Below are 12,941 nucleotides of genomic sequence, written 5' to 3' on the forward strand. Positions count from 1 at the left end.
CCCGAGGCCGTACCACCCCCAGGAGCGCTACTTCGTGACCATGCAGGATGCAAAATCCACCGAAAGCGCCGAGACCGGCGGACCCGCGGCTGTCATAGTTCTCGCTGCCGGAGCCGGCACCCGGATGAAGTCCCGGACACCCAAAATCCTGCATCCCGTTGGCGGAACGTCCATGGTGGGCCATGCCCTGGCGGCCGCGCAGGCACTGGCGCCCCGCGCCCTGGCAGTGGTGGTCCGGCATGAGCGGGACCGGGTGGCAGAGCACGTTGCCGCCGCCGCCCCGCAGGCCGTGATCGTGGATCAGGATGACATTCCCGGCACCGGACGCGCCGTGCAGGTGGCGCTGGACGCACTGGACACCTTCGCGCCGCTGGAGGGCACCGTCGTCGTGACCTACGGAGACGTGCCGCTGCTGGAAGCGGATACGCTGCGGCAGCTGGTGGCCGTGCACCAAATCGACGCCAACGCCGTCACCGTGCTCACCGCCCGGCTCGATGATCCCACCGGCTACGGCCGGATCCTGCGCGCTGAAGACGGCACCGTCACCGCCATCGTGGAGCACAAGGACGCCGACGACGCCCAGCGCGCCATCACCGAAATCAACTCCGGCATCTACGCGTTCGACGCTGCCGTGCTGCGCAGCGCCCTGGCCGAGGTCACGTCGGACAACTCCCAGGGTGAGATGTACCTCACCGACGTGCTCGGCCTGGCCCGGGCGAAAGGCGGCCGCGTTGCCGCCGTCGTCACCGATGACTTCTGGCAGGTGGAGGGCGCCAATGACCGCGTCCAGCTGGCAGCTCTGAACGCCGAGCACAACCGCCGCAACCTCGTTCGCTGGATGCGGGCCGGCGTCACCGTCGTTGACCCCGCCACCACGTGGATCGACGCCGGCGTCACGCTCGCCGAGGACGTCACCATCCTGCCCGGCACCCAGCTGCACGGCTCCACCGTGGTGGAGTGCGACGCCGTCGTCGGCCCGGACACCACCCTCACCAACGTGGTGGTGGGGGAGGGCGCCAAGGTGGTCCGCACCCACGGTTCCGAGGCCCGCCTGGGAGCTGGTGCCGACGTCGGACCCTTCGCCTACCTGCGACCGGGCACCGTCCTGGGCGCCAAGGGTAAGATCGGCACCTTCGTGGAAACCAAGAACGCGGACATCGGTGCCGGGTCCAAGGTTCCCCACCTTTCCTATGTGGGGGACGCCACCATCGGCGAGCAGTCCAACATCGGCGCCGCCTCGGTTTTCGTGAACTACGACGGCGTCAACAAGCACCACACGACCATCGGTTCACACGTGCGGATGGGCAGCGACAATATGTATGTGGCCCCCGTCACGGTGGGCGACGGCGCGTACAGTGGAGCTGGAACCGTGGTCCGCAAGGACGTTCCGGCCGGCTCCCTGGCCATCAACGTGGCGCCTCAGCGCAACCTCGACGGCTGGGTGCTGACCAACCGTCCGGGCACCGCCGCAGCCAATGCGGCAGCCGCCGCTGCAGACACCGCTTCCACAGCCTCTTCCTCAACAACTGATTCCCCCACGCGAGAAAGCGATCATTAATGAGCAGCGAGATCACCGCCCAAGGTGAAAAGAAGCTTGTCCTTGCCACCGGCCGTGCACACCCGGAACTGGCCGAGGAAATCGCACGCTGTCTCGACACGGACCTGCTGCCGCTGGCTTCCTATGACTTCGCCAACGGCGAGATCTATGTCCGTCCCGGCGAAAGCGTCCGCGGCACTGATGCCTTCGTCATCCAGGCCCACCCGGCGCCCATGAACAACTGGCTGATGGAACAGCTGATCACGGTTGACGCCCTGAAGCGCGCCTCCGCCAAGCGCATCACCGTTGTGTCCCCGTTCTACCCGTACGCACGCCAGGACAAGAAGGGCCGCGGCCGCGAACCGATTTCGGCACGCCTGGTGGCTGACCTGTACAAGACCGCCGGCGCGGACCGCATCATGAGCGTTGATCTGCACACCTCGCAGATCCAGGGCTTCTTTGACGGCCCCGTGGACCACCTGATGGCCATTCCGCTGCTGGCCGATTACATCCGCACCCGAGTGGATGTTTCCAACGTCACCGTGGTGTCTCCGGACACAGGCCGCGTCCGCGTCGCCGAACAGTGGGCCGAACGTCTGGGCGGATCCCCGCTGGCGTTCGTGCACAAGAGCCGTGACCTCACAGTGCCCAACCAGGCTGTGTCCAAGCAGGTTGTGGGCCAGGTTGAAGGCCGCACCTGCGTGCTCATCGATGACATGATCGACACCGGCGGAACCATCGCAGGCGCCGTGCGTGTGCTGAAGGAAGCCGGTGCAAAGGACGTCATCATCGCTGCGACGCACGCCGTGTTCTCCGACCCGGCGGCCCGCACGCTGGCCGAGTCCGGTGCCCGCGAAGTGGTGGTCACCAACACGCTTCCGATTCCGGCCGCCAAGCGCTTCGACCAGCTGACCGTCCTCTCGATCGCTCCGCTGATTGCCCGGGCGATCAAGGAAGTTTTCGAAGACGGCTCCGTCACCAGCCTCTTCGACGGCAAGGCCTAGGTCCTTCCGCGACAGCGGCTTCATAAATTAATCACTGCAACATCCGCGCTGCCCGTTCAACCTCCGGCTCCCTTGGGGCCGCGGTTCGGACGGGCAGCGTGCTGCTGGTAGGATGGACTGCGATGCCTAGGCGAGGGAGAGGCCCGGATACATTCGGGCAATACTCCGTTATCGACGGTGGCTGGCAACTTCTGACTGCATCCGCGGACGTTTGATCCGCGGGATGCAGCGCTGTTCCCATACCGGCGCCTTCGTCCCGGCAACCACGGAACATCCATTATCAGGAGTTTGAAATGTCTGAGCAGAAGCTCGCAGGAACCGTCCGCACCGAATTCGGCAAGGGCGCGGCCCGCAAGGCACGCGTTGCCAACCAGATCCCCGCCGTCATCTACGGCCACGGCGAAGATGTCATGCACATCCTGCTGCCCGCCAAGGCAACCACCCTGGCAGTCCGCACGGCCAACGCCCTGCTGGAAATCGACGTCGACGGCGAATCCCACCTGGCCCTGGCCAAGGACATCCAGCGCGACCCGATCAAGCAGATCATCGAGCACATCGACCTGCTGACCGTCCGCAAGGGCGAAAAGGTTGAGGTTGAGGTCAGCGTCCACGTTGACGGCGAACTGGCTCCGGGCACCGACGTCTACAACCAGGAAGCCAACACGGTTCTGGTTTCGGCCGACGCCACCAACCTGCCGGAAACCATCGTGGTCAGCATCGAAGGCCGCGTCGCCGGCGAGCACATCTACGCCAAGGATCTGGAACTGCCGGCCGGCGTTGAGCTGCTGCTGGATCCCGAAACCATGATCATCAACATCTCCGAAGCCGTCGTTCAGGACCTGGGCGCGCCGTCGGATGAGCAGATCGCCGTTGCAGCTGCCGAAGTTGACGCAGAGGTCTAATTCATCTCCGGGGTCCGCTCCCCGCAACGGAGCCGTCCGGTTCTTGTCGAAGGAGCAGTACCCGCAGTGAACAGCAACACCTGGCTTGTAGTCGGGCTCGGTAACCCCGGGCCCGGCTACAGCCGCAACCGGCACAATATTGGCCAGATGGTCCTGGATGACCTGGCCTCCCGCGTGGGCGGGAACTTCAAGTCCCACAAATCCCGGGCGCAGATCCTGGAGGGCCGGCTGGGCATTGGGGGACCGCGCGTCATCCTGGCAAAACCCCAGACCTACATGAACCTCTCCGGCGGCCCCGTATCGGCGCTGGCCAAGTTCTTCGATATTCCGGCAGACCACGTAGTGGCCGTGCACGACGAGATCGACATCCCCTTCAACACCATCAAACTGAAGTCCGGCGGCGGCGAAGGCGGCCACAACGGGCTCCGCGACATGAGCCGCGCCCTGGGCACAAAGGACTACTACCGGGTCCGCGTAGGGGTGGGGCGGCCGCTCGGACGCATGGACACCGCGGATTACGTCCTCAAGGATTTTCCCTCAGTCGAAGCCAAGGAACTGCCGTTCCTCATTGGCGACGCGGCGGATGCCGTGGAGCTGCTGCTGACGGAGGGCCTTACGGCGGCGCAGCAGAAATTCCACTCAGCGGCCTAATCCCGGCGGGCGTTCGGTCTTCTTTGCACGTGTTCGCACGTGCGGGGCGGCCAAGCAGGTAGTTGGCCAGCAAAAACGGGTACTGATCCCGTCAGGGCAAACAGGCCGGCACCCATTGTTGGGGGCATACCCCGGGCCTAGAATCGAATCATGCCTTCGGGCACTATTAGCTGGGGCCGGCGTCGGGAGGCCTCCGAGACTGGGCCACCCCCATCCCGGCGCCGGTCCCTTTGACAGAATATCCGGGTGTTCGGCAGTTTTTCTGCCGGGCGCCCGGGTTTTTGCGTTTACCGCCCGGGTTTTTGCGTTTAAGGGATGTCCACCGTTTTGCTGATTGTCTCGATCCAATAAAACCGCCACGCCCAAAACTCATGCCTTTGTATGTAGACGAAACCAGGGCATGTCGCGTACTGTCGCTCCAGTAACCGCCGCTTTTTCCGCAGCGATCTGAAAATTCAGGCGCCGGCAGTCTAGTTGCCGCCGGACTCGGTGTGTGCGGTTGCAATAGTCGTGGGGGGCCGCGGGGGCGTGGACAATAATATGTTGCTTGAGGATACTGGTGTAGCGCACTGCGCGCTAATTGGCAGGGCAAAAGAGCTTGAAGTGCTGGCTGAGGCGCTGCAGGCCGGCCACGGCGGTGCCGTTGTGGTGGGACCGGTGGGCATTGGCAAGACTGTCCTGGTTCATGCCGCGGCGGCCGATCCGGCTTTTTATTCGGTAACCATCCGCGGCAGCCGCGAATCCGGCAAGACGCCTTTCGGCGCTCTGGCCTGGCTGATCTCGGACCTTCCCGACGGGCTGGGATCCCGTCCCGCCCACCTGCTGCAGGAACTTGAACAGCTGTTGCTGAAACGGGCTGCAGGAAAACGCATTCTGCTGCTGCTGGACGGCGTGGAGCACCTGGACGAACTGACCGCCATGGTGGTCTCCCAACTGGTACGGCGCTCCGTTGTCACTGTGCTGGCCACGGCCGAAAGCCTGTTTCGGTCAGCTGCCGAGTTTCAGGCACTCTGGACTGAAGGGCTGCTTCTCCGAGTGGACCTGGCTCCCTTTGACCTGGATGACACCCGTGAACTCATGCAGGCTATCCTGCGGGGGCCGGTGTCCTCGGCCGCGGCCCGTGCCTTGCAGCGGCATACCGGCGGGAACCCCCACCTGATCACGCTCCTCACCAGGGAACAGACGGACGAAGGAGTCCTGAAGGAGCAGAACGATGTGTGGGTGCTGGCCGAACCGCTGGTGTCTTCAGGTCAGGTTGCCGAAGTGATGACCGTTCGGCTGAAACGGCGTCCCCCGGCGGAGCGCTCCGTCATTCAACTGCTTGCCCTCTCCGGTGAGCTGCCGTTGTCCGTTGTCCTGCAGCTGGTTCCCGCGGAAACCGTGGATACGCTGGAAGAGGAGCGGCTGCTGGAAGTGACCGCCTCCGGGACCATCCGTCTTGGACCGGAGACCTCCGCCGAGGCAATCGCCGCAAGCATACCCCCGGGAAGAAGCCGCGAGCTCTGGGAGGAAGTGTCCGCCATCCTTGATCCGGCGCTGCTGCCGTCTTCGGCGCTTCCGGGTTTTTGCCGCTGGACCCTGGCATGCGACGGCACCTTGGACCCGCAAAGCGCACAGCGTGCAGCCAGCCTGGCCACGGCGTCGGGGAATTTTGGCCAGGCCCTGCAATTTGTCCAGTCCGTTGAGGCCGGGCAGCGTACCCAGGCCATGGTGGTGGAGGAGGTGCGCGCGCTCACGGCGCAGGGCGAGTACAGCGATGCACTGGAGTCGCTTCAGAGGTTGGTTGGGGCGGAAGGCCCCGCAGACGTGGACTCGTGGGCGGATCTTCTCCGCCATCAGGTCCTCCTGCTGAGACTCCTCGGACGAGGAAACCCGGTGGAAGTGCTGGAGAAGGCCCGGGCAGCGGTCCTGCCGGATGAACCGGAACCTGTTCGCCGGAAGAGAGAGGCCCTGCTGCTGATGGTGCGCGGCGCCCTGGCCATTGACTCCGGGTGCCTGGCCGATGTGCCGCCGGAGCTCGCGGACATCAGGTCGGATCCGGCGCTCCCGCCCGTAGTCCGTGCCGGTGCGGGTGCCCTGCAGGCACAGTTCCTGGCGCTCTCCGGCCGGGCCGGCCAGGCGATGACACTGCTCGATGCCGTGATGGAGGATGTCCGCGGCGTGTCCATTCCAAGCATCCTGGACACTGTGCATGTCCGGGTTTTTCAGGCCCTCACCGCGGCCGGCGAGTATGCGCGTGCCGCGGCGCTGACAAATGAACTGGTGGACGGCAGGAGCCCGCGTGCTTTCTGCTGCAACTCGGGTGAAATTGCTTCCGGGATGGTGCATGCCCTCTCGGGAAGAGCTGACAAGGCGCTCAGGTCGCTGGCTTCGGCCATGAGCCAACTGCAGCTGCGTGATTCCATCGATCTGCTGCCGACGGCGCAGTCACTGGCTGCCTACGCACACCTTCTGCTGGAAAACACGGATGAGGCCGCGCGTCTGTCCGAAAACAGTGCCGGATATCGGTGGCGGCCTACTGCCCAGCTGGAATCAGTGGCACAGCTGCTGCGTGTACAGGTGGTGCTGGCCGGTGAACCGCAGCGGCTTTGCGTCGAACTGCGTTCCATGGCGCGCCGTTGCCTGGACCAGTCAATGGTGGCGCCGGCCCTGGAATGCCTGGCCGCGGCAACGCGGTACGGAGATGCAAAAGCAGCAATCGAGCTGGCCGAGGCTGCTGCCCAAGCTAGCGGCCGCTGGGCCCGGGCGTTGTACTGCTTTGGCGCCGGCATGGACGGCAATGACCCCGCCCTGCTGGTGGAAGCGGCGGAGACCGCCCTTGAACTGGGCAACGTCCTTCTGGCCAACACAGCGGCGCGTTCTGCACTCCGGCTTCTGGACGGCCGTTCGGACTCCGCAGACCGGGTCCATGCCCGGGACGCGCTCAGGCTCGAACATCTGAGCTTCCGCGAACTCCGCGCATCCAACACCATCACGGAACGGATGAAGACCCTGACGCCGTTTGAAGCTGAAATTGCCCTTCGTGCGGCAGGAGAGGCCACGCGGGCGGAGATTAGCGGCGCGTTGAAACTGTCACCGCGCACCATTGACTGGCACCTGGGTAAGATCTTCGACAAGCTGCACGTTTCGGGGCGCTCGGAACTTGGCGAGGTTCTGGGGCAGCGCTGAACAGGTACGGAAGTCAGGGGGTGACTGGTGCGACAGGGCTTTAACGTGCGGCCGCCGGTGGGCCGGGATACGGTCCTTGAGGCTGTGATGGAGAGTCTCCGCCGGCCGGGCGGGCACGGAGCGGTGGTGGTGGCTGACGCGGGCACAGGCAAGAGTTCGCTGGCAACGGCCGTTGCCGGAAAACTGAAGGGCCGGGTGGAGGTGCATCGCATCCACACGAGTTCTTCCCTTTCAACCGTTCCCTACGGTGCACTGGCACCGCTCATTTCCGATTTGGATCCACGCGAGACCGATTCTCCGCTCGCTGTGATGCGGTCGCTGATGGGCCGGTTGTTCCCGGATGCCCGCTACGAATCTGCCACCGCACCCCTGCTGATCGTGGATGATGCCGACTCGCTGGATGAGGCGTCCGGGGACCTCGTGATGCAGCTGGTGGCCTCCGGCCGCATACGTGTCCTGCTGCTCACCCGGCGGATCGCCGGTCTTCCCGCCGGGCTGTCCAACTTGGTGTGGGAGGGTGTACTGTCCCGGCACGACCTGCCCCCGCTGACCGAGGCCCAGGTTCATGAGCTCTGCGTCCAGGTCCTTGACGGACCGGTTCTGACCAGCACCAGCACCGACCTCGCCCGGGTCAGCGGCGGTAATCCCATGCTGGTCCTGGCGCTTCTCGCCGAGACTGTGAGGGCCGAAAGCCTGGTGTTCCGGCACGGCGTCTGGCTGCTGCATGAACAGATGCTTCCGCCGGAGGGGCGGCTGGGTGACCTGCTCCGGGCACAGATGTCAGGATTGTCCACCGAGGAACGGGACGCGCTGGAGATCATCGCGCTGGCGGAGCCGCTGCCGGCCGCCGCAGCGTTCAGCCTGGGCCTGCACCGCGCGGTGGACTCGCTGACCGAAGCCAAGCTTGTGGTCCTTTCCGGGGATCCGGTTCGGCTTCTGCAGCTGAAACATCCGCTGTACGGTGACGTTGTTCGCCGGCTCGTCCCCGCCGCCCGCAGTGCGCGCCTGCGCCGGCGGCTGCTCACTGTCTCCGATCCCGGGGCTGACGCGGGAGAGAACCTGCTGCGGTGGGTGTCATGGTCCCTTGACTGTGGAGCGGATGTGCCGGATTCGAGTCTGGTTGCAGCCGCGTACCGTGCCAACAACCTCTTCGACAGTTCGTCAGCGTTTCGGCTGGCTTCCGCCGTCAAGGATCCGGCGTATGCCATGGCCGCGCGGGTTCAGGCCGCCCGCGCCCGTTTCCAGGACGGTAAACCGGAGGCGGCCCGTGAACTGATTGACGGAGTGAGTGCCGCCGCTGCGGACCTCACCACGCTCAAGATGGCAATACTGATCCGGGTGGAACTTTTTCGGTTGCAGCAGACGGATGACGGCGGGCTGTCCGCCATAGCTGCGGATTGGCTTGCCGGCGTGGATCGGATCGAAGAGTCCGCGGGAGAAAACGCGGACAGCGAGCTGGCGGCGGACATCCTGTCATCACGCCGCGGCGGACGGCTGCTGGATCTGACGGGAAGGATACTCGAGGGCAGGTTCGGATCCGCCGAGGAGGAGCTCCGCACCATCCTCGCTGCAGGGCTGCGGGCGCACGACGACGAAGCGGTCCTCATCGCAAAGACCCTCCTTGCCGAGATCCTGACCGAAACCGGCCGGCTCCAGGCCGCCTACAGTCTTTCGCAGGATGCGGTCACGATGCTGGACCTGGGCGGGCACCGCTTCATGGCCTACTACCAGTTTGTTCTGTACCGCCATTTGACGGTGCTCCTCTGGCTGGGGAAGTGGGATGAAATCCACTCCACCATCCAAATCGGCGTCTCAGGGGTCTTCGGCGCGCTGGTCCACGTTGCCGGTGTCGTGGATTTGACCAAAGCCGTCACGCACCTGCGGACAAACGACACTAAGGAGGCGATGGTTCGTCTCTCCGCCGCCGTCGAGGGGCTGCGCACCAGCGATTCGGAAGGACTGCTGACTCTCGCCCTGGGGCTTGGCGCCTTCGTCGCAGCCTCGAGCGGGCAGCCGATCCTCGCTGAAGAACTGCTTGCCGACGCTGATTCCCGTAAACCCCGGGGAGCCGCAACGTACCGTTTACTGGCGAAGGGCTACGAGACGGCAGCCCGCTCGATCCTGTCCCCGGAGCGGCAGGCGGCGAAGACGCTCAGCGAGCTCGCCGATGAGGCGGAGAACGCCGGGTTTGTTTCCGTTGAGCTGGAACTGCGGTTCCTGTCCCTGTCCCTCGGCGACATGGAGGGGCTCAACCGTTTGCAGAAAATCGCAGAGGATTTTGAGGGACCGCAGGCATCGGTCCTGGGCCGTTTCGCCCGGGCAATCCTGGACGACGACGCCGATGAGCTGCTCCTGATGGGATCCGATCCCGTGGAACCGGGCTGGGAGCGTCTGGCCGGTCAATGCACCGCCGCAGCGCACCGGATTGCCAAGGCCAGAGGCGACCACGCTCTGCTCCAGCGCGTCCAGCGGGTCCTCAGCAAGCAGCGTGGGGGGACGGGGTCAAGGACCAAGGCCGGGATTCCACTGCTGACCCGCCGGGAACGCGACGTCGCAGCGCTGGTGATGCAGGGCTACCGTAACGCGGAAATAGCCGAGCGGCTTTTCCTTTCCGTGCGAACAGTTGAAGGACATATCTACCGGACCTTCGAAAAACTTGGAATCAGCAAGCGGGAAGAGCTGAAACAGGAGCTTCTGGCCCGGGACGGCTCGGCCTGACCCAGTACTCCGTATGTGGCCTGGCAGTAAATCCAAGCGGTCAGGGACCGCTATTCGGGTATGCCTTACCCGTGCAGGGTTCAGCCCCGTGACTTAATCTGGCCGTGATCCTTGGTGAGCAATTGTTGTCCGGGGCCAATGAGGCCCCCGGAAAATTCGGCGGTCCCCCACCAGCCGCACTCCGCACTTGTTTAGAGGTCCCTGATGAGCACGCTCCTGCAGTCCGGTCCGCCCGGCGACCCCGCGACCCCGGACGGCCGGGTGCCTGGATCCCTGTCCCCGGCCGGTACCCCGTACCACCGGTCACCCGTCCCGTCTCGATCCGCCGACGCCCGGGGGAGCGCCCGCATGGCTGTGCGGGACGCCTTGGATGGATCCGGTGCAGTTATCCTGGGCCCCCCGGGCATCGGAAAAACCACGCTGGCACGGGAGGCGGTGGACCTCTGCGAGGACGGGTTTCGGGTGCACCTTCGCGGCAGCCCCCTGTCAGCACAGACCCCCTACGGAGCCATGGCCTGGCTGCTCAGCGATTTGCCCCCGCAGGATCTCGTCAATCCGGTTCAGGTCCTGCGGGCGTTGGAATCACTGCTGATCCGGCTGGCCGGCGGCCGGAGAATTATCCTGGTGATCGACAACGCCGAGGGAATTGATGATCTGGGCGTCCTCGTGACGTCGGAACTGTGCCGCCGGGGGACCGTGGCACTGCTGCTCATCTGCGGTGACCTGCTCGGCTGCCACCAGGACTACGTGCGGCTGTGGACCGACGGAACCCTGAAACGGATTGACCTGGCACCGATGGACCTGCCGGAAACCGCGGAGCTGCTCGCCGCCGCCGCCGGAGGCCCGCTGACCACGCTGGCGCAGGAGAAGCTGTGGCAGCAAAGCAGGGGGAATCCGCTTCTGGCGGCCCTGTTGTGCAGGGACCACAAAGCGGCCAAGGCGCTGGTGCTTCGACGCGGCTACTGGACGTGGACCGGTCCGCTGGTTCATTCCGGTGAGCTTCCGGACCGCGTGGAAACAGTACTGCGCCGCTTCACCCCCGGTGAACGGCACGCCGTGGAAATTCTTGCGCTCTGCGGCGGGCTGCCGCTGGAGACTCTCCTGCAGCTGCTGCCGGCCCACACCGTGGATGCACTGGAGGAGGGATCGCTGGTGACCATTGGCGGCGGACCGGGCCAGCCGGTGCGCCTTGCCTGGAACCTGCAGCCGGCAACCATTGCAGCGAGAATCCCCTTCGGCCGCAGCCGGGATCTCTGGACCGAAGTAACCCGGGTCGTGAATCCGCAACTGCTGAGCGGAGACGCTGCTGCCGGCATGGCCGCCTGGTCCCTCTCGGTGGGCGTTTCCCTCGACCCGGATGAAGCTCTGGCAGCCGCACGCTGGTCCAACGAAACCGGGGACGTTGACGCCGCCCTGCGGTATTCCCGTGCGGTTCCGTCCCCGCGGCCGCTGCCTCTGGTGCTGGAAGAAGCGGCCGCACTGCGGTCCATCGGAAACCATGCACAGGCGCACCGGTGTCTTGCAGCGGCACAAACCGGCAGCGAGGCATCGCATGACCGGCACATCAGCCTCCTGACCCAGCGTGCGCTGGCAGCGGCCCGGATCCTGGACTCAACCGATGATCCGCCGGCCCTGCTGCAGCAGGCCGAACGGCTGCTCCCCGAAGACGAAGGCGCCAATCCCGGGCCCGGCCTGAGGCTAACACTGGCACGGGCGGAGATCCTTTCGCTGGACGGCAGGCTCGGGGACTTGCCGGCGTCCCTGGGGGACGACTTTGCCGACCCCGCTGCTCCGTCCGACCTCAGGCTGATGGCCGGTATCCGCCGGGGACAGCAGGATGCAGCTGCCGGCCGTTTTGACGAAGCACTGGAACTTGTGGCGCTGATTCGGTCCCGTCTGGCAGGAGGCATCTCGGCAGACGTGCGCACCCGGGAACAGCTCTTCCACCATCTGTTCTTCCTATTGATCCGCTGCGGCGAGCTGGGCCAGGCGCTGGCAATGACCGAACTGGTTGCCCGCCCGGGAAATGGAACAGGGCTGCGGGCCGCCGCAGGGACCGAATTGCCCGCCGGCCTGGTGCACGCGTATGCCGGCCGCGGCGACATCGCCATGGATTTCCTGAATCCGGCCCTGGCACAGCTGGAATCGCGCGACCCGGACAACATGCTGCCGCTGGCATCCGCGGCAGCTGCCTACTCGGACTTCCTCGGTCCGGAACCCGGACGGCAGCCGGACCGGGAAGCATACGCCGAATCCGGGTACCGCACGGATCCATATCTTGAAACAGCGGTGCGGTACTTTCGGATCCTGAGTACCCCTGCCGGCACCGGCCGTACGGCGGAGCAGCTTCATACCCGTGCCGGACATGCCCGAGCTGAGGGAAACCTCCCGGATGCCCTCCTCTGCTACGGTGCGGCAGCGCTGCGGGGCAGCCGGGCGGCGGCAGCGGACCTTTCCGCTGCGGCGTCATCGGCCAACGGCATCCCCGGGCTCCTTTACCGCAATCTGGCTGACGGACTCCTGGAGAAGGACGCGGCAACGCTGATCCGGGCCGGGGAAACGGCTCTGGAGCAGTCAAACACCCTGCTGGCCTATGAAGCTGCCGGTGCTGCCCGCAGTTTCGCGGCCGACGGCGGCGGCCGCGCCTTGTCGCGGCGGGCCCGGCAGCTGGAGCACGTGACCTTCCGTGAACTGTCGCCGGCCAACAGTATTGAGCACGGCCTGTCCCGGCTGGGACACTTTGAGCGGGAGCTTGCCCTGCTTGCCGCCGCAGGGGAGACCAGCGCCCGGCTTGGGGAACGGTTCCATCTGTCAGCCCGGACTGTTGACTGGCATCTGGGCCGCATTTTCGCCCGGTTGAGTGTCTCGGGCAGAAGCGACCTTCGAGCGGCTCTCAGCGGGAAAACTACGTAGACACACGCCGCAACTTACCCTCAAACCAAGTGGTGTCCGGGCCGGATG

At 65.5% G+C, this 12,941-nt stretch carries 7 protein-coding genes; all 7 read left to right on the top strand.

What is annotated here, in order from left to right:
* Positions 1–40: 40 nt before the first annotated feature.
* The 7 genes from glmU (at position 41) to KG104_RS05055 (ending at position 12,893) form a co-directional block, all read left to right on the top strand.
* Positions 41–1,558, top strand: coding sequence for a bifunctional UDP-N-acetylglucosamine diphosphorylase/glucosamine-1-phosphate N-acetyltransferase GlmU (gene glmU / locus KG104_RS05025; RefSeq protein WP_207347642.1), 1,518 nt, complete (start codon positions 41–43; stop codon positions 1,556–1,558).
* Complete coding sequence (locus tag KG104_RS05030; protein ID WP_104055215.1) at positions 1,558–2,541, top strand: ribose-phosphate diphosphokinase; 984 nt, start codon at positions 1,558–1,560, stop codon at positions 2,539–2,541. Before glmU ends, KG104_RS05030 begins: the two co-directional genes overlap by 1 nt.
* A 293-nt stretch (positions 2,542–2,834) precedes the next feature.
* Positions 2,835–3,443: a 50S ribosomal protein L25/general stress protein Ctc gene (locus tag KG104_RS05035; RefSeq protein ID WP_104055216.1), complete on the top strand. Its 609-nt coding sequence runs from the start codon at positions 2,835–2,837 to the stop codon at positions 3,441–3,443.
* Between the two features lie 66 nt (positions 3,444–3,509).
* A complete protein-coding gene (gene pth / locus KG104_RS05040; RefSeq protein WP_207347447.1) occupies positions 3,510–4,094 on the top strand; it encodes an aminoacyl-tRNA hydrolase in 585 nt (194 codons plus the stop codon).
* A gap of 540 nt (positions 4,095–4,634) precedes the next feature.
* Positions 4,635–7,262, top strand: coding sequence for a helix-turn-helix transcriptional regulator (locus KG104_RS05045; protein WP_337925808.1), 2,628 nt, complete (start codon positions 4,635–4,637; stop codon positions 7,260–7,262).
* Positions 7,263–7,289: 27 nt separating this feature from the next.
* The gene (locus tag KG104_RS05050; RefSeq protein WP_207347449.1) at positions 7,290–9,980 is read left to right on the top strand and encodes a LuxR family transcriptional regulator; all 2,691 of its coding nucleotides are present in this window, start codon (positions 7,290–7,292) and stop codon (positions 9,978–9,980) included.
* Positions 9,981–10,184: 204 nt separating this feature from the next.
* Positions 10,185–12,893: a LuxR C-terminal-related transcriptional regulator gene (locus KG104_RS05055; RefSeq protein ID WP_207347450.1), complete on the top strand. Its 2,709-nt coding sequence runs from the start codon at positions 10,185–10,187 to the stop codon at positions 12,891–12,893.
* The last annotated feature ends 48 nt before the right edge of the window (positions 12,894–12,941 follow it).

This window comes from Arthrobacter sunyaminii (genome assembly GCF_018866305.1).
Classification (GTDB): domain Bacteria; phylum Actinomycetota; class Actinomycetes; order Actinomycetales; family Micrococcaceae; genus Arthrobacter_B; species Arthrobacter_B sunyaminii.

Bases quoted from the DNA above. Each gene is read 5' to 3' on its own strand.
- glmU (WP_207347642.1), top strand. From the start codon at position 41: ATGCAGGATGCAAAATCCACCGAAAGCGCCGAGACCGGCGGACCCGCG.
- KG104_RS05030 (WP_104055215.1), top strand. From the start codon at position 1,558: ATGAGCAGCGAGATCACCGCCCAAGGTGAAAAGAAGCTTGTCCTTGCC.
- KG104_RS05035 (WP_104055216.1), top strand. From the start codon at position 2,835: ATGTCTGAGCAGAAGCTCGCAGGAACCGTCCGCACCGAATTCGGCAAG.
- KG104_RS05045 (WP_337925808.1), top strand. From the start codon at position 4,635: ATGTTGCTTGAGGATACTGGTGTAGCGCACTGCGCGCTAATTGGCAGG.
- KG104_RS05055 (WP_207347450.1), top strand. From the start codon at position 10,185: ATGAGCACGCTCCTGCAGTCCGGTCCGCCCGGCGACCCCGCGACCCCG.